Source organism: Bacillus sp. FSL K6-1012, from assembly GCF_037964915.1.
Classification (GTDB): Bacteria; Bacillota; Bacilli; order Bacillales; family Bacillaceae; genus Bacillus; species Bacillus halotolerans.
This window is the reverse complement of the sequence record NZ_CP150175.1, coordinates 3,567,484-3,588,787: the sequence shown is the minus strand read 5'-3', so window position 1 is coordinate 3,588,787 and position 21,304 is coordinate 3,567,484. Positions and strand designations below refer to the sequence as shown.

At 44.1% G+C, this 21,304-nt stretch carries 22 protein-coding genes, 1 tRNA gene and 3 pseudogenes; 14 read left to right on the top strand and 12 right to left on the bottom strand.

From position 1 onward, the window contains the following. Positions 1-4: 4 nt before the first annotated feature. Positions 5-325, bottom strand: a complete 321-nt coding sequence (locus NSS75_RS18640) for a MazG-like family protein (RefSeq protein WP_024122956.1) — start codon at positions 323-325, stop codon at positions 5-7. 116 nt (positions 326-441) lie between these two features. Between NSS75_RS18640 and NSS75_RS18635 the strand changes: the two genes are divergently transcribed. Beyond that, a complete protein-coding gene (locus NSS75_RS18635) occupies positions 442-1,017 on the top strand; it encodes a TIGR00730 family Rossman fold protein (RefSeq protein ID WP_024122955.1) in 576 nt (191 codons plus the stop codon). 34 nt (positions 1,018-1,051) lie between these two features. Here the strand turns inward: NSS75_RS18635 and clpP are convergent, their stop codons facing one another. Beyond that, positions 1,052-1,648 carry an ATP-dependent Clp endopeptidase proteolytic subunit ClpP gene (gene clpP, locus NSS75_RS18630; RefSeq protein ID WP_003219849.1) on the bottom strand — a complete coding sequence of 199 codons (597 nt, stop codon included), beginning with the start codon at positions 1,646-1,648 and terminating at the stop codon, positions 1,052-1,054. A 280-nt stretch (positions 1,649-1,928) separates the two neighbouring features. Here clpP and NSS75_RS18625 point away from each other — a divergent pair. Beyond that, positions 1,929-2,004, top strand: a tRNA-Arg gene (locus NSS75_RS18625). Positions 2,005-2,154: 150 nt separating this feature from the next. After that, positions 2,155-3,498 (top strand): FAD-binding oxidoreductase, encoded by a 1,344-nt coding sequence (locus NSS75_RS18620; protein ID WP_024122954.1) that lies wholly within the window; start codon positions 2,155-2,157, stop codon positions 3,496-3,498. A 77-nt stretch (positions 3,499-3,575) separates the two neighbouring features. Here the strand turns inward: NSS75_RS18620 and NSS75_RS18615 are convergent, their stop codons facing one another. Beyond that, the gene (locus tag NSS75_RS18615) at positions 3,576-3,725 is read right to left on the bottom strand and encodes a hypothetical protein (protein WP_198098052.1); all 150 of its coding nucleotides are present in this window, start codon (positions 3,723-3,725) and stop codon (positions 3,576-3,578) included. A 62-nt stretch (positions 3,726-3,787) separates the two neighbouring features. Here NSS75_RS18615 and NSS75_RS18610 point away from each other — a divergent pair, with 62 nt between their 5' ends. After that, positions 3,788-4,303, top strand: coding sequence for a DUF3231 family protein (locus NSS75_RS18610; protein WP_024122953.1), 516 nt, complete (start codon positions 3,788-3,790; stop codon positions 4,301-4,303). A gap of 44 nt (positions 4,304-4,347) precedes the next feature. On the opposite strand, the gene NSS75_RS18605 is transcribed toward NSS75_RS18610, so the two are convergent. From NSS75_RS18605 to sacB, 6 genes are all read right to left on the bottom strand, one after another. Continuing rightward, positions 4,348-4,662 carry a multidrug efflux SMR transporter gene (locus NSS75_RS18605; RefSeq protein ID WP_024122952.1) on the bottom strand — a complete coding sequence of 105 codons (315 nt, stop codon included), beginning with the start codon at positions 4,660-4,662 and terminating at the stop codon, positions 4,348-4,350. After that, positions 4,662-4,997, bottom strand: a complete 336-nt coding sequence (locus tag NSS75_RS18600) for a multidrug efflux SMR transporter (RefSeq protein ID WP_044160350.1) — start codon at positions 4,995-4,997, stop codon at positions 4,662-4,664. Before NSS75_RS18600 ends, NSS75_RS18605 begins: the two co-directional genes overlap by 1 nt. 77 nt (positions 4,998-5,074) lie before the next feature. After that, positions 5,075-5,659 (bottom strand): TetR family transcriptional regulator, encoded by a 585-nt coding sequence (locus tag NSS75_RS18595; protein ID WP_106019606.1) that lies wholly within the window; start codon positions 5,657-5,659, stop codon positions 5,075-5,077. 95 nt (positions 5,660-5,754) lie between these two features. Beyond that, positions 5,755-7,317 carry an aspartate/proton symporter AspP gene (gene aspP / locus NSS75_RS18590; protein ID WP_024122949.1) on the bottom strand — a complete coding sequence of 521 codons (1,563 nt, stop codon included), beginning with the start codon at positions 7,315-7,317 and terminating at the stop codon, positions 5,755-5,757. Between the two features lie 106 nt (positions 7,318-7,423). Next, complete coding sequence (gene levB / locus NSS75_RS18585) at positions 7,424-8,974, bottom strand: 2,6-beta-fructan 6-levanbiohydrolase (protein ID WP_339234369.1); 1,551 nt, start codon at positions 8,972-8,974, stop codon at positions 7,424-7,426. A gap of 76 nt (positions 8,975-9,050) precedes the next feature. Continuing rightward, positions 9,051-10,472: a levansucrase gene (gene sacB, locus NSS75_RS18580; RefSeq protein WP_095712955.1), complete on the bottom strand. Its 1,422-nt coding sequence runs from the start codon at positions 10,470-10,472 to the stop codon at positions 9,051-9,053. Positions 10,473-11,070: 598 nt separating this feature from the next. Between sacB and NSS75_RS18575 the strand changes: the two genes are divergently transcribed. From NSS75_RS18575 to padC, 8 genes and pseudogenes are all read left to right on the top strand, one after another. After that, a complete protein-coding gene (locus NSS75_RS18575) occupies positions 11,071-11,412 on the top strand; it encodes a metalloregulator ArsR/SmtB family transcription factor (protein WP_024122946.1) in 342 nt (113 codons plus the stop codon). A gap of 11 nt (positions 11,413-11,423) precedes the next feature. Further along, entirely contained in the window at positions 11,424-12,722 is a 1,299-nt protein-coding gene (locus tag NSS75_RS18570) for an arsenical efflux pump membrane protein ArsB (protein WP_024122945.1), read from the top strand. A 22-nt stretch (positions 12,723-12,744) separates the two neighbouring features. Then, positions 12,745-13,164 (top strand): arsenate reductase (thioredoxin), encoded by a 420-nt coding sequence (arsC, locus tag NSS75_RS18565; RefSeq protein ID WP_339234362.1) that lies wholly within the window; start codon positions 12,745-12,747, stop codon positions 13,162-13,164. A gap of 328 nt (positions 13,165-13,492) precedes the next feature. Then, a complete protein-coding gene (locus tag NSS75_RS18560) occupies positions 13,493-14,059 on the top strand; it encodes a hypothetical protein (RefSeq protein WP_024122943.1) in 567 nt (188 codons plus the stop codon). A 132-nt stretch (positions 14,060-14,191) separates the two neighbouring features. After that, positions 14,192-15,556: a serine hydrolase gene (locus tag NSS75_RS18555; RefSeq protein WP_339234359.1), complete on the top strand. Its 1,365-nt coding sequence runs from the start codon at positions 14,192-14,194 to the stop codon at positions 15,554-15,556. 5 nt (positions 15,557-15,561) lie between these two features. Further along, the gene (locus tag NSS75_RS18550; protein WP_339234356.1) at positions 15,562-16,269 is read left to right on the top strand and encodes an amino acid racemase; all 708 of its coding nucleotides are present in this window, start codon (positions 15,562-15,564) and stop codon (positions 16,267-16,269) included. 107 nt (positions 16,270-16,376) lie between these two features. Next, positions 16,377-16,831 (top strand): annotated as a pseudogene (locus tag NSS75_RS18545) (DUF3237 domain-containing protein). Between the two features lie 22 nt (positions 16,832-16,853). Continuing rightward, positions 16,854-17,339, top strand: coding sequence for a phenolic acid decarboxylase (gene padC, locus NSS75_RS18540; RefSeq protein WP_010331962.1), 486 nt, complete (start codon positions 16,854-16,856; stop codon positions 17,337-17,339). Between the two features lie 28 nt (positions 17,340-17,367). On the opposite strand, the pseudogene NSS75_RS18535 reads toward padC, so the two are convergent. From NSS75_RS18535 to slrR, 3 genes and pseudogenes are all read right to left on the bottom strand, one after another. Further along, positions 17,368-17,556 (bottom strand): annotated as a pseudogene (locus NSS75_RS18535) (hypothetical protein); the annotation flags it as partial. Between the two features lie 10 nt (positions 17,557-17,566). Then, positions 17,567-19,027: a carboxylesterase/lipase family protein gene (locus tag NSS75_RS18530; RefSeq protein WP_339234353.1), complete on the bottom strand. Its 1,461-nt coding sequence runs from the start codon at positions 19,025-19,027 to the stop codon at positions 17,567-17,569. 74 nt (positions 19,028-19,101) lie between these two features. Next, a complete protein-coding gene (gene slrR, locus NSS75_RS18525) occupies positions 19,102-19,560 on the bottom strand; it encodes a transcriptional regulator SlrR (protein ID WP_101859908.1) in 459 nt (152 codons plus the stop codon). 245 nt (positions 19,561-19,805) lie between these two features. On the opposite strand from slrR, the pseudogene NSS75_RS18520 reads away from it, so the two are divergent. Together NSS75_RS18520 and epsB are read left to right on the top strand one after the other, a co-directional pair. Then, positions 19,806-20,515 (top strand): annotated as a pseudogene (locus NSS75_RS18520) (YveK family protein). A 5-nt stretch (positions 20,516-20,520) separates the two neighbouring features. Then, positions 20,521-21,204, top strand: a complete 684-nt coding sequence (epsB, locus tag NSS75_RS18515; protein ID WP_339234349.1) for a protein tyrosine kinase EpsB — start codon at positions 20,521-20,523, stop codon at positions 21,202-21,204. The last annotated feature ends 100 nt before the right edge of the window (positions 21,205-21,304 follow it).

Genomic DNA, 21,304 nt, shown 5'->3' with positions numbered 1-21,304 from the left:
TTTTTTATGCATGCTCAAATCGCTTTGTCAGTTTTTCTTGGTGGGCTATCATCACGTCTTCTAAAGAAACGCCGTACATATCAGCAAGGATGGCGATATTTCCGATGACGTCTCCCATTTCTTCAATCAATTCTTGTTTTTGCTCAGCTCGTGTCGATTCTTTCTCATCCGGCCGGTCTCTGCCGATTTCGTACGCCCTGACAGCCCGTGCCAGCTCTCCGGCTTCCTCCATTAAAAACCCGACTCGAATAAACGGTCCGTATTCCGTCCAGCCCCTTTTTTCGTAAAACTCTTTCATCCATTTTTCAGCATCAGCCAGCTGCAACATCATCACTCCTGCATTCTTTATGTATTTCATATTGATATTATCACATGAAGGTGGGACAATATATAGTGTATTTTTTGAATGTTAATACGATATATAGATGCGGAGATGACGAGATGAAAACAATTTGTGTATTTGCGGGCTCAAACCCGGGGGGAAATGAAGCGTATAAAAGAAAAGCGACAGAGCTTGGCGTGTATATGGCAGAGCAGGGAATCGGCCTGGTATACGGGGGCTCTCGTGTAGGGTTGATGGGCGCGATTGCCGATGCGTTAATGGAAAACGGCGGCACTGCAATTGGAGTGATGCCAAGCGGCCTGTTCAGCGGAGAGGTTGTCCATCAAAACTTGACAGAGCTGATTGAAGTCAACGGCATGCACGAACGGAAGGCAAAAATGAGCGAACTGGCTGACGGCTATATCGCCATGCCGGGCGGTTTCGGTACATATGAAGAATTATTTGAAGTGCTTTGCTGGGCGCAGATCGGCATTCATCAAAAGCCAATCGGACTGTATAATGTCAACGGATATTTTGAACCGATGATGAAAATGGTCAAATACAGCATTCAAGAAGGATTTTCTAACGACTCTCATCTTAAACTGATTCATAGCTCTTCAAGGCCCGATGAGTTAGTTGAGCAAATGAAGAACTACTCATATCCGATTTTAGAGAAAAAGTGGACAGAAATTTAAAAAAGAGCCCTCCGAAAGGAAGGCTCTTCTCGTTTTACTTTTGCTCTTCAGTGTTGCGAGTCAGAATTTTGTCAATCAGGCCGTATTCAAGCGCTTCTTCAGCAGACTTGAAGTTATCGCGGTCTGTGTCGCGTTCGATCACTTCAAGCGGCTGGCCAGTACGTTCAGCAAGCACTTTGTTTAATTTGTCGCGAAGCAAGAGAATACGTTTCGCGGCAATTTCAATTTCTGTCGCTTGGCCTTGAGCTCCGCCAAGAGGCTGGTGAATCATAACTTCACTGTTTGGAAGCGCATAGCGTTTGCCTTTTTCTCCGGCAGCAAGCAAGAACGCGCCCATTGACGCAGCCATACCGATACAAATTGTAGATACCTTCGGCTTAATAAACTGCATGGTATCATAGATCGCCATACCGGCCGTGATAGAGCCGCCCGGGCTGTTGATGTAAATAGAAATATCTTTTTCAGGGTCTTCCGCTTCTAAGAATAAAAGCTGTGACACGATGGAGTTCGCAACGTTGTCATCAATCGCAGATCCAAGCATGATGATACGATCCTTTAATAAACGAGAATAAATGTCATACGCTCTTTCCCCGCGGTTCGTTTGTTCAATGACTGTAGGTATTAAATTCATAATGCTCCTCCTTCACCTTTTAGGTAAGTATGTAGTTACATGATACATTTTTGGTCAATAAAGGTCAAACAAAAAGCTGGCTTGACATGCAAACTCTTCTCTTTTTCCCATTTTCCCCAAAAATACAACGGTTCAAACCATCGTATGTGAGCTTCTGAAAGAAGGTGATGTGTCTTCTTAAAAAAACAGCCCTTTAAAATAGAGGGTTGTTATTTCGGCTGAAATACCGTATAATGAGTTATGCTGACGTTATCATCACGCAGTGAAAATATGTCAATATGCGCTCGTAGCTCAGTTGGATAGAGCGGTGGTTTCCGGTACCACGTCTGCCGGGGGTTCGAATCCCTCCGAGCGCGTCCAATAGAACAACAGGAAAGACAAGGGTTTGGCATTTGCCGCTCTTGTCTTTTTTGTATGTTTTTAAGTTCGTAGAAAATTTGTCTAAGAATTTATCCAGATCCTACATATGCTGATATCGGAATCAAATTTTATTGGGAGTGAAATATATGGGATCAACACAGTTAACAGGGCGTGTAATCTTCAAAGGGGACCCCGGCTATACACAGGCAGTTAAGAATTGGAACCCTTATGTTGATGTCTATCCTCTTGTCTTTGTTTTTGCACAAGATTCATACGATGTTAGTAATGCTATTAAATGGGCTCGTGAGAATAATGTGCCCTTACGTGTCAGAAGTGGTCGCCATGCTCTAGATAAGAACCTTTCAGTAGTAAGTGGAGGAATTGTTATTGATGTGAGTGACATGAATAAAGTTTTCTTAGATGAAGAAAACGCGATTGCAACCGTTCAAACTGGCATTCATGTTGGCCCGCTTGTAAAAGGATTAGCTCGAGATGGTTTTATGGCTCCGTTTGGAGACAGCCCAACAGTTGGAATCGGAGGAATTACGATGGGCGGTGGATTTGGAGTAGTCTCACGATCGATTGGCCTTATAAGTGATAACCTTCTCGCACTGAAAACGGTAGATGCAAAAGGCAGGATTATTCACGCAAATCAATCTTGCAATGAGGATTTACTATGGGCTTCTAGAGGTGGCGGCGGAGGAAACTTTGGATATAATACCCAATATACTTTCAAAGTTCATCGTGCCCCTAAAACAGCAACTGTCTTCAATATTATTTGGCCATGGGAACAATTGGAGACGGTTTTTAAAGCCTGGCAGAAATGGGCGCCGTTTGTAGATGAACGATTAGGATGCTACCTTGAAATTTACAGCAAAGTAAATGGTTTGTGTCATGCAGAAGGAATTTTCCTCGGTCCAAAAAATGAATTGATTAAATTATTAAATCCTTTATTAAATGCTGGAACTCCAACACGAGCAGATATCAAAACATTATCCTATCCAGATGCTATAGATTTCTTAGACCCTGACGAACCCATCCCTGGCAGAAATGATCAGAGTGTTAAATTCTCCTCAGCCTGGGGACATGATCTTTGGTCTGACGAACCCATTTCAATCATGAGAAAATTCTTGGAAGAGGCCACTGGAGCAGACTCCAACTTCTTTTTTATAAATTGGGGGGGTGCTATAAGAAGAGTACCTAAAGACGAAACAGCCTTTTTTTGGCGCCATCCACTGTTTTATACGGAATGGACGGCTAGTTGGCAAAATAAATCACAAGAAGCTTCAAACCTTGCCTCAGTTGAAAGAGTACGTCAGCTGATGCAACCATATGTAGCAGGTTCATATGTTAATGTTCCAGATCAAAACATTGAAAATTTCGGAAAAGAATATTATGGTGCAAACTTTGCAAGGCTTCGAAAAATAAAAGCGAAATATGATCCCGAAAATTTATTTTGTTTTCCACAAAGCATCCCGCCAGCTCGTTAAAAATTAATTCGTTTCGAAAAGAAAACCCCCTGAGTTTATAACTTTAATTAAAAAATAGATGGAATCAATAACTCATACTACAAAAGCATTTGAATGGTTTCCGGTACCACGTCTGCCGGGGGGCGAATCCCTCCGAGCGCGTCCAATAGAACAACAGGAAAGACAAGGGCTTGGCATTTTGGCGCTTTTGTCTTTTTTTGTTTTATAAAAATTTCCCGCTGAAACATAAATATTCCTCCTCTCGGGCACGTTATGAGATGTACGATATGAATTTGCAAGGAGGATGAACATGGGTATTTTAAGCGGAAACCCGCAGGAAGAACCGATGCATTACGGTGAGGTATTCAGTTTGTGGAGTTATGTGATGGCGGGAAATAAAATGATCGGCAATTACCAGATGTTATTGCATCATGTTGGTGATGGCGATTTAAAGAAGCTGCTTCGTGAGTCCATAGAGAAATGCCAAGATGAAATCAAACAGGTCAGCAATATCCTGAAAGAAAACGGCGTGGGGCTTCCGCCCGCTTCTCCTGAGCCGCCGGATGCAGATCTTAACGACATTCCGCCGGGCGCGCGGTTTCTCGATCCGGATGTGGCCGCATCTGCAGCGGCGCAAAATGCAGCCGGTCTTGTGACATGCAGCAAAATTATGGGGCAGTCGATTCGCGAAGACATCGCCATGATGTTTGGGCAATTTCATATGACCAAGGCGGCAACAGGGGCAAAATACTTAAGGCTGCTGAAAAACAAAGGCTGGCTCATCCCGCCGCCGCTTCATCTTCATAAACACCAGGATGATGAGTAAAAGATAAAAGGCATATACAGCTTTCTGTATATGCCTTTCATGATCTAAGACGTAAGACGCAGGCCGATGACGCCGGCAAGTATCAGGCAAAGAGAAATCAGCTGAGAAAGCTGAAACCGTTCCTTAAACCAAATCAGGCTGACTGCTGTTACGCCTATGCTGCCTATACCGGTCCAGACGGCATAAGCAACACCGGAAGGCAGGACTTGCATGGCCTGTGAAAGACAGTAAAAAGATAAAGCAAATCCGGCAGTCATCACAATAATCGGCCATTTTTTCTTTGTGCCGTCTATATATTTCATGGCGATGGCAGCTATAATTTCTTCTATACCCGCAATAAATAATAAAAACCACGCCATTATTTTTCACCTCTCGGCTGAGTTTTATTTTCTTTTGTGAAAAGCTTCATTCCTAAAATACCGGCTAGCAGCAGCATCAAAAAGAAGATTTGCGCTGCTGAGAAGGATTCGCCTAAGAAGATCCCGGTCGTGTAGGTTCCGACCGTTCCAATTCCGACAAATACGGTATACGCCGCGGCCATAGGAATTTTTCGATAAGAGCGGATTAACAGTATAAAGCTTATCGCTATTAATAGAAAAACGATAATCCAATCAAAAAGCGAATCCGCATGTTTGAGGGAGGAGGCCCAAACCACTTCTAGAAGCCCTGCTATCAAAACAAGTACCCAATACAACAGTAACACCTCTTTTTATGAATGAACGTCAGTCATTTTTAGGTATTAAAAAATGAGCGGTGTCACCCAGTCATTTTTTAAGCTTTACCTAAGCTCCGTTTTAAGAATGTGAAAATTTCTTTTTTAGATACTTCAAGGTTTTCATCTTGTTCAAACCCGATATAAAACCGTTCTGCTGTGTTCTCAACCAAATTGATGATGGTTCTTGCCGTCCACTTTGCATTGATGCCTTCGATCACATCTTGGCTGTCGATCGCCTTGTTGATGATGTTCTCAAGCCAGGAATAATAAGGCTGATAAATGGTCTCCCATTTTTCCATGGAATGGTCGATGGCAAGCCCCGAATAGCAGAGGACAATAATATCTTTATGGCGCTCTGTGATGTGAAACGTCTCATCAATTAAGGTTTGTAAGACGGTCCAAAAATCTTCCTCGCCATTCAGTTTTCCTTTGATTTGCTCTAGCGTATGAGTGAGAAGGTTTTCCGCAATGGCCGGAATCAGAGCATTTTTGGATGAAAAATATAAATAAAACGTTCCTTGGGCAGTGCCGGCTTTTTTTACGATCTCTGAGATGGAGGCTTTATCGAGTCCCTTTTCCGAAATGACTTCAATCGCCGCCTGCAGAATCTTTTCATATTTTCCTGATGTTTGTTTTGGCACGAGGAACACCTCCTGTAATGACTGACTATCATTCATTTTATCTCGAGTGATGGCGTTTGTAAAGCGAAAAAAGAAGCAAGAGAAACTCCTGCTTCTTATTTATCATAATCAATAGCGGCTTTCGGGAGCCCGGTATACTTTGCCCAATAGTAAATCGCAAGCGAGCCGATGGCAACCAATATGAGATCGACGGGATTGCTGATAATGCCTAAGCCATGCCCGAAAGAGCCGATATAGGAAAAAATCAGCATCATGACATAAAATCCGACGAGCCACCAGGCTGATTTCAGCTGCTGGGCCAGGCTGACGTCTTCTTTAGGCGCGTATTTGCTGAAGCAGAGATAGATCAAAAACATGACGAGCTGTGAGCCGAGAAGCCAGGAAACGGTTGTCCATCCTGACCAGTACACAATAAAAGCTGTGAAAATAAATGAAAGCGGCCCGATGATGCTCATTCCTTTTAAATAAAACGGCCTGTTTAAGTCCTTCGCATTTACTCTCAGTGCGGCTGAACAAATTGGTGCAATCGCATAAGAAAGGATGAGAGCGACAGAACAGACATTGACGAGCGCGTTCCACGAAGGGAAGGGGAGCGTCCAGAAAATCGACATGGCAAATGAAAGCCAGAGTGAAGCACGGGGTGTTCCCGTTTCTTTATTGACCTTTGAAAATATGCCAAATAATGTGCCGTTCCGCGCCCAAGCGTAAACGAGGCGAGATGTCGTATTCATAAAAATATTCCCGTTTCCTCCCGGAGACAGAATGGCGTCTAAAATGACAAGCGTTGCAAGCCATCCTAAACCGAGCATGACCGCAATATCTTTAAACGGCAATGAAAATTCACGGCCGATTGCCGGCCAGCCGTTTTTCAGCGTTTCTGTCGGAATCGCACCGATAAAGGTGATTTGTAAAATCGTGTAAATAATGGTTGAAACGATAATACAGATAATTAAAGCGATCGGGATATTGCGTTTCGGATTTTGTACCTCACCGGCAACAGACACAATAGGGTGCAGCCCGAGATATGCAAACATGACACCCCCCGTCGAAATGGCGGCCTGTATGCCTGTAAAACCAAAAGGCGCAAACCCTTCAACCGATAAGTTTCCCGGCTGAAAATGAAAAAACAGCACAATAATGATCGTGACCGGTACGATATATTTAAAAATAGAAATAATGAAATTGGCTTTTGCAAAGGTTTTAACGCTCCAGTAATTCAGCAGGAAAAACAAGCAGAGCAAGGCAAACTGCAAAATCCAGCCTGCAATGGTCGGTGAGTCAGAGCCCTCTTTGGTCAGGCCAGGAAACCAATAGGCCACATATTGCCGGACGGCTGTGACTTCAATCGAAATCAGGCTTGTGTAAGCGACAATTGTGACAAATGAAATTAAATAGCCGACCAAATGGCCGTGTGAATAGACCGGATACCTGATGATGCCTCCAGTGCGGGGTAAAGCGGCTCCGAGTTCTGCGTACACCAGTCCGATTAACAGAATAATGGCTCCTCCGATAATCCAGGAAAAAGCGCCGGAGGGTCCTGCTTTTGAAGCGACATTACTGACAGCGAACAGCCATGCTGATCCAAAGATAGCTCCCATCCCGATCAGAATCAGATCAAACAGCGACATCGATTTTTGAAAATTTCCTTGTTTAGACATCCGCTTCCTCCTTAGAAACAAGCCTTATATTTCTTACAATGCCCAATATGAAACAGAGAATACCGTTCTGAATAAAAAACAGGCGCAGCCCGCGCTGCACCTGTTTTTATTCATGAATCGAATCAAAGTGTTTCACTGTTATATTTTTGAAGGAGGCTGTGCCGCCATCAGAAAAAAGGGTAATACCTTTATCTTCAGGCTTTGGGAAGACTTCATTTGAAAAAACGGTTTTCCCGTCGTCAACAAATACCTCTATCGTTGTTTTATCGACAAGTATTTTCAAATGCACCTTACGTTTGCTTACATCATAAGGAGCTTTGCTTTCGACATAGGTATTGCTTTTGTCAGGCTGATTTGTGGCTGCTCTATTGACATATGCATAGCCGCCTTCAGCGAAAATGCCGACATCAATATGGCGTTTTTGGTCTTCTGATTCTCTGAGCCTGACGCCTGCATTCTTTAGCTCTGACCAAGAAAGATCCGTATCAAGCTGATACGTATCACCTGTTATCGACAGAGTTTTTGATCCGTTCACATCCTGATCCTCTATTTCGTCAGTTGAAACAGTCAGCTGCTCCAAAGCTTCAATCGGCTGTGAGACGAGGCTGTATGTTCCGTCCTGCTCCTGCAGCCGGAGTTCGCGTATGACAGAATCTGTGCCGTTAAAGCCGTTCTTCATTGTCGGGGTGTTGTTGGCATAATCCCAATTGTTCATCCAGGCAAGCGCATACCGCTTTTCTAATGGATCTGTGCTTTTGCTGTCTTCGAACGTCACACCGCCGTACCAGTCGAAGCCATAGTCAAGCCATTGGGTTTCAGTCTGATCGGCTGTAAATTCTTTTCCGTCGAAGCTACCGGTCCAGTAGGCGTACGTATTTGGTTTGCCCCACGGTTTACCGTTCGCGCTCGCACCGAGAACCCATTTATTCGTTCCGTCGCTTGCCCGCATCATGTAGAGGTCAGGACATTCGACCATTCCCGCCTGCTCTGGGAAGAATCCGCTTGTGTAATGCCAGTCCTTAAGATTATCGGATTCATAAAAGCCGATTTTTGATCCTTCAGCCATGACCATGACCCATTTGTTATCCTGGTCATCCCATATCACTTTCGGATCTCTAAAATCGTCTGTGCCCGGATTAGGCATAACGGGGTTGCCACTGTAGAATTTGAATGATTTTCCTTTGTCTGTGCTGTACCACAAATATTGTTCCTGTTTTTTGTCTTTGGCTGAGGGCTGTGTCACAATCGCGACAAGCGCATTTTTCCCGAAGCCGGCTGTGTTCTCTTTATCCACCACGACGGAACCGGTCCAAATATCACCGTCCGGGTTTGTATATTTCGGAATCGCCACGCCTTCATCTGTCCAGTGCACCAAATCGTCTGATACGGCATGGCGCCATTCTGTACCGTTGCCTTTTGGGTAATCCCGGTTATATAGATAGAAATAATGATACTTGCCATCAAAATAGATCGGTTTTTGAGGGTCATTTTTCCATTTATCCGGCGTCGTAAAATGATATGCCGCCCGGTAGTCCGGCTTCTGTGTTGATTTTGTTTTTTGGTCATGTCCTTCTTTTGGAAATAAGTCGATAAACAGCAATATTCCTAAAAAGCTCAGGAATACGGTTAGCCATTTGCCTGCTTTTTTATAGTTCATATGGGATTCACCTTTATGATGTTGATAAGAAATAAAAGAAAATGCCAATAGGATATCGGCATTTTCTTTTGCGTTTTTATTTGTTAACTGTTAATTGTCCTTGTTCAAGGATGCTGTTTTTCACAACAGATGTCTTTTTGCCTTTGATGTTCAGTAAGAAGCTTGGCGCAAACGTTGCCTGTTTGTCTGCATAGAAGCCTCTGTTAGTCATGTAGCTTGTAATAACGACATTGTTTCCTTCAGCTTGCGGTACGGCAAAGTGTGAGTAAGTAAAGGTCACATCGTTAGGATCAAGATCCATTTTCAGCACAAGGCCGGTTTTGTTCAGCGGCTTGTACGGGCCTGTTAAGGAGTTAGAGACATAACCCAGCATGTAAATATCGTTAGATGTAATGCCGTCGATTGTCATTTTTGATCCTCTAGAGTCAGTGAACAGATACCATTTGCCATTCATTTTGAAGACATTCGCACGTTCGATTTCGTCAGTTACTGTGTTAGATGTGATCAGCGGCTTCATGACTTTCTTCAGTGTGTAGTCATCGTTAAGCTCAATCATGCCAAGTGCGCCGTTAGCTAATTCTGCAGTGCGTTTTTTATCGCTTTGCAGAAGTTTTTGACTTTCTTGACGGAAGAATGATGAGCTTTTGCCATAATAAGCTTTGTTAAATAAAGATTCTTCGCCTTGGTAGCCGTCTTCAGTTCCTGTGTTCGCTTCAAATACCAGGTATTTGCGGCCGTGATCTTCCACGTAGTGAGGGTCTCTCAGCGTATGGTTATCGCCTGAACTATAGTTGCCCTCATCAATGAACTGCTGAACATTTTGATATGTTTTGCCGTCGCCATCAAAAATGGACTTGTGATCTTCTACACCGTTAATCGTAAGAGAACTGTCTGAAGTTGACACGTTAACCTGTGCAGTTGTCAGTGTTTGTTTGCCGTAATGTTTACCGGAAAAGTCAGTGTAGAATAAACGGATTTTGCCGTCAGATGTAAATGTAGCTGATCCTGACCATTCTTGTGTCTGATCTTTTAAGATGGGATCATTTGCATCAAACTTGTCACTGTCTTTAAAGACACGGCCTGCGTTCTTCCAGCTGTCAATGGAAGTCTCGCCAACTTTTTGATAGAACATGTAAATCGATGTGTCATCCGCGTTTTTAGGGTCTCCGGCTAATGCAAAGACAACATGGTAGCCATGGTAGTTTGCGACTGTGCCGTCAGCGTTTTGCAATGGCCAGCTGTCCCACACGTCCAAGCCTTTTGCGGAAGAGATGTTTTTAATCTTCGATTGGTCAAATTCAGGCACCTGATATTTTTCATTCTTTTGCTGTTCAGGGATTTGCAGCATGTCGTGGCGGGTAATATGGGAAATGCCGTACGTTTCTTTATACGGTTTGTGATCTGCTTCTTTCGCAAACGCTTGAGTCGCGCCTCCTGCCAGCAGTGCGGTTGTAAAGGTTAATACTGTTGCTTGTTTGGCAAACTTTTTGATGTTCATCGTTCTTGTCTCCTTTTTTATGTACTGTGTTAGCGGTCTGCTTTCTTCCAGCCCTCCTGTTGATAATGGCAAGTCGATTACGTGCAATAAAAAAAGACCTAAAATATGTAAAGGGATGACGTCAAAGAATACACTTTGCCCTTAACACATTTTAGGTCTTGCCTGCTTTATCAGTAACAAACCTGCGTAATTTGCTTTTCGACATTATTCTATTAGACACTGAATCTTATTTCAACGGGTCTATTTTCCTCTTTTGTTTGATAGAAAATGAATAAAAAAAATTTAAGAGTACAGGTCTTATGGACTAATCCGGCTGATTGTTTCTTTACATCTTCTATAGGTTATAACAAGCTTTCGCATGGGCACAAAGTTCCTTTTTATCAGGCCTATCCGAACAACACAAAAGTGATAAAGAAATGTAAATTCATAAATCATTCACAATATGTGACAGTATAAATAAAGCCATTTTAGCTTCATAAGGGAAGGAATGATAATAAAAAAAGATTTTAAACGGTGATCCTTTTTCTTCTATGATATAAGCATTGACTTATATAATCGGTGAGTTATACAATGAACGCGGAAGGGAGCTGATGCTTTCATGAAGCATGCCTTGACATCTGCTGAAATCAGTCACTGCCTGAAGCTTCTTCATGATCAAACCAGGCTTTTGATCATGAAGCTGCTGGAGGAAAAAACATACTGTGTCTGCCAGTTTGTCGATATGTTTGACATGAGCCAGCCAGCTATCAGCCAGCATTTACGGAAGCTGAAACAGGCTGGATTTGTGAATGAAGAGAAAAAGGGACAGTGGCGGTTTTATTCAATTAATTCGGCTTGTCCTGAATATGGATTGATTCAATCGATTCTCGGTCACATCAGCTCAGATGATGACGTGTTGCAGTCTATTCAGAAAAAAGAAACTCAAGTTTCTTGTAAGTAGGAGGTTCTCGTTTGAGTTCAGCAGTTTTAGCAGCAATTATCTTTATCCTTACACTTATTTTTGTTATTTGGCAGCCGAAAAATCTGTCTATTGGCTGGTCAGCCTGCGGGGGAGCGGTTTTGGCTTTGCTTGCGGGGGTTGTGAGCGTAAAGGATGTGGCGGACGTTACCGGCATTGTATGGAATGCGACTCTGGCGTTTGTGGCGATCATTCTCATCTCACTCATTTTAGACCACATTGGCTTTTTCGAATGGGCTGCTTTGCATATGGCGAAGGCGGCTAAAGGCAGCGGCCTGCGTATGTTTATTTATATTTCCGTTTTAGGCGCCGTCGTGGCGGCGTTTTTTGCCAATGACGGTGCGGCGCTTATTTTAACGCCAATTGTGCTTGCGATGATGCGGGCTTTGCGTTTTGAAGAAAAGCTGGTGTTCCCATTCATTATCGCGAGCGGGTTTATCGCTGATACAACATCGCTTCCGCTTGTGGTCAGCAATTTGGTGAATATCGTGTCGGCCGATTTCTTTCACGTCGGGTTCATTGAATATGCGGCACGGATGATTGTCCCGAATCTCTTTTCGCTTGCGGCAAGTATACTCGTCTTATACTTATTTTTCAGAAAAGGGATTCCGAAACATTATGATCTCAGTCAGGTGAAGAAACCGGCTGACGCCATTAAAGATATAAACATGTTTCGTATGTCATGGCTTGTGCTGGGCATGTTATTAATCGGTTATTTTGTAAGCGAGATATGGTCCATCCCCGTATCCTTTATCGCCGGTGCGGTGGCTGTTTTCTTTCTTATTATGGCGAAGAACAGCCCGGCCGTTCATACGAAGCAGGTGGTCAAAGGGGCACCGTGGGCGATTGTGTTTTTTTCCATTGGGATGTATGTCGTCGTGTACGGGTTAAGAAACGCCGGCTTAACAGACCTTCTGTCCAGCCTTATACAGGCAGCCGCAGATCAGGGGCTATTGGCGGGAACCATTGGAATGGGCTTTATCGCGGCTATTTTATCATCGATAATGAATAACATGCCGACCGTCATGATTGATGCTATTGCGATAGCCGGTACAGATACACATGGAATAATGAGAGAAGCCTTAATTTATGCAAATGTCATCGGTTCTGATCTGGGACCGAAAATCACGCCGATTGGGTCGCTGGCGACGCTGTTATGGCTTCATGTTCTCGCCCAAAAAGGAGTGAAAATCTCTTGGGGGACATACGTGAAAACAGGGGTGATCCTGACGGTTCCGACCCTGCTGATTACTCTATTCGGCCTTTATATCTGGTTATTGATCATTCACTAAAACATCTGGGAGATGAACAAACATGTCTAAAAAAACCATCTGCTTTTTATGCACGGGCAACTCCTGCCGCAGCCAAATGGCTGAAGGCTGGGCGAAACAATATCTAGAAGATGAATGGAATGTATACAGCGCGGGAATCGAAGCGCACGGGCTCAATCCGAATGCTGTAAAAGCGATGAAGGAAGCGGGGATTGACATCTCCGGCCAAACATCAGATATCATCGATCCGGCTATTTTAAACAGTGCTGATCTTGTCGTGACGCTTTGCGGGGACGCGGCTGATAAATGCCCGATGACGCCGCCTCACGTCAAGCGCGAGCACTGGGGCTTTGATGACCCTGCAAAAGCGGAAGGATCGGAAGCGGAAAAATGGGTGTTCTTTCAGCTAGTTCGTGACGAAATCGGCGAGCGGCTCAAGCGCTTTGCGGAAACAGGTAAATAAGCTGGAAAAGCCGGGAGGATGGTCTCCCGGCTTTTTTGTGGCTCTCATCGCGGTGATGATGATGGCTGTACCCCAGGTAGGGGATACCAAACGATATTGCCATTGGTAATTCTCGTAATCGCAATTTAAAATGTGGATTGATCTTCTATCTTTTTTATGGTCTTGTAATAGAAGCGGTAATCCGTTTCGGAACTAGAAGCTTTCATTTTTGTTTTGAGTTTAGTCGGGCAGATACCGTTTCAAAGCTTGTAAGGATCAATATAATAATGTATTGCGAAAGCAAACAAATGATAGAAGCGAAAGAAAACGTATAAGGAGGAATAAGTCAATGCCGCCCAGGCCAACTAAATGGATTAAGAGAAACGATCGACCGGAACCTCTTTTATCACCAAGTGTCATGCAAGGCAGAAATGGAAATACCCCATCCACTCAACAAAACCAGCTCTTCGCACCAATTACATCAGATACGAACCAGCCTATTTCTGCTTTCAGAGCCACCAGCAATGCGAATCTGTCAGTGGCTGCAAATGCAGCTAGCGGAGTTCGATTTCAAAATGTACAATTTGATTTGGCGAATGAATATAACCCCAACACATCTACATTTTCACCGAGAACAGCAGGCGTATATTCTTTAAATGCATCAGTTGAGTTTCAAACGAATGCGATTGTTGACTTCAACTTAGAAGTCGTATTTCTCGTGAATCAAGATGTGATAGGCGGAAATAGCCAATTTCAAGCAGGAAATCTTCCGGCAGTCGTAGCCATTACGGAAATTCTTCAGTTAAACGCCGGAGATACGGTGACAGTTGCAATGAGAAGTACTGCCGCCGGATTCATTCAAGCGACTCCGAGAACCCGTTTTGCAGCCGCCAGAGTTCCTTCTCCGACTGCGTAAAAAAGAGATTTTGATTCAATGTAAATCTAAAGTTGATTTTTCCTGCTAGAGGATTGATCAGCTTTTTTTATATTTTCAAAATAATTGAAACATTAATAGCTCAGTATCGTATGAAAAAGGGGAGGTGGAGCAATGAAGCAGAAGAAAAGGAAGGAACTTAAGACTTTATTTGAAACATTAGGTGAAAGAAAACATTTCAACGGGGCGGTTTTAGCCGCAGAGGATGGCGACATATTATATCATCACGCTTTCGGTTATGCGGATTTGCCGGGAAAACGGCTTTTGCAAGAGAATTCTTTGTTTGAGCTGGCATCACTATCAAAGCCTTTTACAGCAATGGCAGTTGTTCTATTGGAGGAGAAAGGGATGCTTGGTTATGAGGATATGGTGGAGCGCTGGATTCCCGGATTTCCTTATGAGGGCGTTACGATTCGGCACTTATTGAACCATACATCCGGGCTTCCCGATTATACGGAGTGGTTTTTTGTCAATTGGGATAAAAGCAGGATCGCAGTGAATCAGGATGTAGTGGATATGCTGATGAATGAGCAGCCTCCTTGCTATTTTGCTCCGAATGAAGGCTGGCTGTACAGCAATACGGGGTATGTGCTGCTGGCAGTTTTGATCGAGAAGGCATCCGGCATGAGCTATGCGGATTTTTTGAAACAACATATTTTCACCCCGGTCGGCATGGCGAACACGAGAGTATATAACAGAAGGCTGCGTCCTGAGCAGATTGATGACTATGCGTATGGATATGTGTATGATGTGCATTCCGGCCAGTACGTTCTTCCAGATGACCTGGAGGAAACCAGCTATGTTGTGTATCTGGATGGAATACAGGGAGACGGTACAGTGAATTCTGTCACAAGCGATTTATTTCGTTTTGATCAGGCTTTATATCAGGACAAATTGATCAGCGAGGTTTCTAAGGAAGCCGCGTTTTCTCCTGTACAACTGAACAATGGGGAAACGGTTGACTACGGATTTGGCTGGGTGCTGCAAAACAGTCCTGAAAAAGGACGAATTGTCAGCCATAGCGGAGGCTGGCCCGGCTATTCGACGATGATGATCCGATATATAGACCATCGTAAAACGCTGATCTATTTGAGCAATATGGAACAGGATGCCGAATATGAACAAGCGATTCTGAAGGCGGCGGAGAATATTTTATTTGACCAGCCATATGAAATCCCGGAACGTCCTGCTGATAAAAAGAAAAAAGACATTGATACAGCGATTTACAGCCGCTATGTTGGCAGCTACTCCATTCATGATGGGACAGCTGCGACGGTGACAGCCGAGAACGAGCGGCTTTATCTGCAAATTACCGGACAGATGAGGTTTGAATTATTTCCTTCCTCGGAAACCCGTTTCTTTATCCAATCATTGCCTGTTGAAGTTGAATTTATGTTAGGGGATGGTGCTGCGAAGAGCTTTATCATTTATCAGGACGGAACAGAGGAAGAAGCGGTCCGGACGGATAGAAAGGAATGAATTTGATGATTGGGATATTAGCTGGAATGGGGCCAAAATCGACCTCTCCGTTTTTAGATAAGGTCATTGATTACTGTCAGAAGCTGTATGGCGCTTCACATGATATCGACTACCCGCAGATGATGATTTATTCCTGTCCGACCCCCTTTTATGTCGATCGTCCAATCGATCATGATGAAATGAAAAAAGCGATTATTGATGGAGCCGTCAAGCTGGAGAAGACCGGTGCGGACTTTATTTCTCTTCCTTGTAATACGGCGCATGCCTATTTTGAAGACATCCAGCAGGCATTGTCGATTCCTTTGTTACATATCATTGAGGAAACGGTGAAGGAGCTTCCGGATTCAGCACAAAAAGTGGCTGTTTTAGGAACAGATTCAACCATACAATCCTGTATTTATCAAAAAGGGTTGAAGGCGGGCGGACATGAGTTTATTCATGAGAAACATTGGCAGCGGGAAGTCAATCAGCTCATCGCCGCGATCAAACAGCCGAATCATGTTCACAAAACTCAGGACATATGGCGGGAGCTATATTTGGAAATCAGTAAAAGAGCGGATCTCATTATTTCGGCTTGCACAGATTTGAACACGGTGTTAGATCATGTTCACGGTGATATCCCGATTATAGATTCCTCTAATTGTCTCGCAAAAAGCACGGTCAGCACGTATCTTACCTATCAAAACGAACCAATCAACAAGGGCTGTATGTAATCGGCTCTTGTTTTTTTGTGTTCTTATCGTTTGACAGCCTCATGTAATGTTGTTAAAGTAAACATGTAAATAGTTACATAATCTCTTCTGAAGATCAGGTGGTGCTTATGAAGAAGCCAGTTTTAAAGAAATCGTCTCTCTAGACATGAAGGTTGATCCTCCGATCACCGTGGGTGAGACAGGCTTAGGGCTGAGACGTTGGATTCCGATTCGATCGGGAACAATAACCGGGGAAGTGGAAGGACGTATTTTGCCGGGCGGAGCTGATTCGCAAATCATTCGCGCTGACGGCAGAACAGATTTATCTGCCAGATATGTCATAGAAACAGCAGATCATGAACTGATTTACATTAAAAACAATGGAATACGGCAAGTCAGCAAGCCGTTCCGAACACAAGCAGCTGCCGGTGAAATGATTGACACCTAGCATGTTTATTTCCGCACGGTGCCGACTTTTGAGACAGGCAGTGAAACCTATCGATGGCTGCATGACCGCTTGTTTATAGGTTCCGCAGAAAGAACCCCTGATTACGTTCGATTAGACATTTATGAAGTAGAGTAAAAGACTAAGGAGAGTGTGAAATATGGAAAACTTTATCGGAAGCCACATGATTTATACTTATGAAAACGGTTGGGAATACGAGATTTATATTAAAAATGACCATACAATTGATTATAGAATTCATAGCGGAATGGTTGCCGGACGCTGGGTTCGGGATCAGGAAGTGAACATTGTCAAACTGACAGAGGGCGTATATAAAGTGTCTTGGACAGAGCCGACAGGTACAGATGTTTCATTAAACTTTATGCCGAATGAAAAACGCATGCACGGCATTATTTTCTTCCCGAAATGGGTGCATGAACATCCTGAAATCACGGTCTGCTACCAAAATGACCACATTGACCTGATGAAGGAATCACGCGAGAAATACGAAACCTATCCCAAATACGTAGTGCCCGAATTTGCTGACATTACATTTCTGAAAAATGAGGGAGCCGATAATGAGGAAGTCATTTCTAAGGCGCCTTATGAAGGAATGACAGACGATATTCGCGCAGGGAAATTGTAAGAAAACAAAAACCCGGTAAAGAGAATGACTTCTCTTTACCGGGTTTTCTTTTTGCTGAGTATGTGGGCACCATCACAATTCCCGCGAAAAACAGTATGATTCCAATCCAGCGAATGGGCTGGTAATAGGCTGTGTCTCGCAAAAAAACGACTGCTGATAAAATGAAGATGCACGCTGCCACAACGATGACGGCACCCATGCAGCCCGATTTCCCCATGTGATTCTCCTTATGAGTGTAATAGTTTTTTCCGCTTCTCACCATCAGGATCATGCTCAATAGAAAGTTCGGAATTCAAAATCAAGGTTTCTCGTTTGTCTTCAGTATAAGCCGGCCATTGTACATCCTCGCAGCTTGGATTTCCTGTTTTTGCGAAGGCAAGCCATGCTGATTGTATTGTGTGTGAGAGCTGTTTGACCTCATCCGTAATGTCTGCTTGTACCATTCGTTTCAGTCCGTTTAGATTGCCGAACACAAACGGCAGTTCCAGTGCGTGAACCGCTTTATTGTACGGCGGCTTGTCCGGATGCCAGTCGAATCGGTACATCCAGACAGGTGCGTAACGGGACTGGGCGGAGGCGCAGGCTACGGCCGGGCGCCAAAACAGCAAATCGGTCATGATATGAATTTGGCTTTCGAGAGAGCGCGGATACAGATCGGCCGCTTTCTTTGCCAGCGGCTGACCCAATAGATACTCAAGCGCTTCATCAATCGTTTCCTGAGAGTGAACTTCTGAATCCGGAGTGAAAAATAAATATCCTTCATCACGATTTGTTCCGACTAACAGCGGAATGCCGTCAGCGGCCCCTTCAGCAATGGCTTTCTCCGGCTCAGCAGGCAGTGTTTTCGGATCAAGTGCAGGCTGGAAGAACAGCTGAAAGATATTTTCATTTTCGGTTTTTCGCAGCTGGTCGGCGGCTTTAAGCAAATCTTCCGCAGACACAGTATGCAGCCTGTCCAATTGGTAACGGTCAATTCCAAGGATTCGTAAAAAAGAATGCGCGGTGCTTGCCGCTTTTTCTTCTGTCATGGTTCGGGAAGAGCCGCTTTCCAAGATTGCTTTCTGGAACAGGCCTTTTGCAGCAGGCATGGCAAGCAGTGCGGCAATGCTCATACCGCCTGCTGATTCTCCAAACACCGTTACATTTTCCGGATCGCCGCCAAACGCAGAGATATTGTCCTTGACCCATTTCAGAGCAGCGGTTTGGTCAAGCAGTCCAAGGTTGTCGGAATACGCTTCATCAATTGAAGACAAATGCAAAAAGCCGAATGGCCCCAGCCGATAGTTCAGTGTGACGACAATGACATCCCCCTGAGCCGCCAGGTTTGATCCGTCGTATAAAGGCTCACTGCCCGCGCCGAGATAAAATGTGCCGCCATGAATCCACACCATGACAGGACGATTTTTGCCCGGAGTGTCAGGTGCAAATACATTTACATACAGGCAATCCTCAGACTGGCGGGGGAGTTCAGGGTATGAATATGAAAGTAAATCAGGCGGCTGCGGGCAAACCGGGCCGTATGCAGTTGCGTCCAGTACGCCTTCCCAGGCCGCCGGCGGATCAGGTGCTTTAAAGCGCAATTGTCCGACGGGCGGCTTTGCGTAGGGGATGCCTTTCCATGTTTGGACACCGTTTTTTGAAATGCCTTTCACTGTGCCGTATTGCGTTTTGACCACTGATTCAGACATAGCGTTCTCTCCCTTTTTCCCCCATTATAAACAGATTTGTCCTGATGGTGCGAACCTCAGCCCTTATCTGATATTCATTTTCCCATCGTTTTTAAAAAGGATTTGACTTCCTGAACCGTCAGGCCGATTTCTCTCGCTTCCGCCATCAGCGCTTTCCACTCTTCTATATTCGATTCTGTCAGCTTTCGGTTTCGGTAGGAGGCGGTTTCAGGCTCCTCTTTCTTTAGCTTGTTCGTAAAAGTGAACAATTCTTCTTTTTCCATTCCGGCTTGAACAGCTTGTACAAGATGCACACGCCATTCTTCCTCTCCGCCGCTGATTTTTTGATACATCATCGTTTCAGCGTCGAATAATTCTGTTAATTCGACATCCAGGGTTGCTGATACTTTTTTCAAAAATTGAACGGACGGATTCGTATGAACGCCTCTTTCAATCTTGCTTAAATAGGATTTAGAAACGCCTGACTCGATAGCCAGCTGATTAATAGAATAGCCTTTTCTTTTGCGGTACAAACGGATAATTCTTCCAATCATAATATGAAATTCTCCTCTATTCCTGTCGTTATTTCGTTCATTATAAGGAATTATTCGTTCTTTATAAAATTTAAAATAATAAGGGAAGCGCAGTAAATAAGAGGAAAATCATGATATTGTTCTCTAAAGAGAACTTATTGGCTTATTTTGCAATTTTTAAATAATAAAGTTTTCTTTTATAATCCAATCATTAACAGAAAGGGGCTTGGGAAGCCAGCCGTGAGAAGGCTGAAGGCTATGAATATATGAATGAGAATATGAGTTTTAAAGAATTATACGCGATTGTCAGACATAGATTCGTGCTGATTCTGCTCATCACAATAGGCGTCACCTTTATTACAGGTTTTGTGCAATTTAAGGTTATTTCACCGACTTATCAGGCGTCGACTCAAGTGCTGATTCATGAATCAGACGGTGAAGAAAACTCGAATCTCAGTGACATCCAGCGAAATCTTCAGTACAGCAGCACGTTCCAATCCATTATAAAAAGCACGGCCTTGATGGAAGAGGTCAAGGCGGAATTGCATCTTTCTGAATCGGCTTCCTCGCTGAAAGGAAAAGTGATGACAAGCAGTGAAAATGAATCAGAAATTATCACTGTTGCCGTTCAGGATCACAATCCGGAGCGAGCGGCTAAGATTGCGAACACGTTAGTCAGCAAGTTTGAAAAAGAAGTAGATGAAAGAATGAATGTCCAAGGCGTACATATTCTATCAGAGGCGAAGGCTTCTGAAAGCTCGATGATCAAGCCGTCCCGAATGAGAAATATGGTCATGGCTTTTGGAGCGGCCGTGATGGGCGGCATTACACTGGCATTTTTTCTGCATTTTCTCGATGATACGTGCAAAAGCGCACGGCAGCTCAGCGAGAAAACCGGATTGCCCTGCTTAGGCTCCGTCCCTGATGTCAAAAAGAAACGGAATCGCAGGGTTGGATAAAACATTTCGAGGAGTGAAGTGAGTGGTCTTTAGAAAAAAGCAAGCAAGGCGAGGTTTGGCTCAAATATCCGTTTTACATCATAAATCAATTGTTGCGGAACAATATCGCACCATTCGGACAAACATTGAGTTTTCATCCGTACAGACCAACTTGCGGTCCATTCTCGTCACCTCCTCTGTGCCTGGTGAAGGAAAATCGTTCAGTGCAGCGAATCTTGCGGCAGTCTTTGCGCAGCAGCAGGAAAAGAAAGTGCTGCTGGTGGACGCCGATTTAAGAAAACCGACAATTAACCAGACGTTTCAGGTTGAAAATCTGACCGGGCTGACAAATGTGCTGGTCGGCAATGCTTCTCTAAATGAAACGGTGCAAAAGACACCGATCGATAACTTATATGTGCTGACAAGCGGACCGACGCCGCCGAATCCGGCAGAACTGTTATCCTCGAAGGCAATGGGAGATTTGATATCAGATATCTATGACCAATTCAGTCTGGTGATCTTTGATTCTCCTCCGCTTTTAGCTGTCGCGGACGCTCAAATTTTAGCGAACCAGACAGATGGAAGCGTGCTCGTTGTCTTAAGCGGAAAAACAAAAACCGATACCGTCCTGAAAGCGAAGGACGCACTGGAGCAATCCAATGCAAAGCTTTTAGGCGCTCTCTTAAATAAAAAGAAAATGAAAAAATCTGAACACTATTCCTATTAATTTGTGCTTTTAGGTGATGTCTCCTTACCTGTATCAATGGAGGCACTCGGCTCCGCTGTGGGCAAGATTGAACAGGCTGCCTTAGATGCTGGTCGTCGCT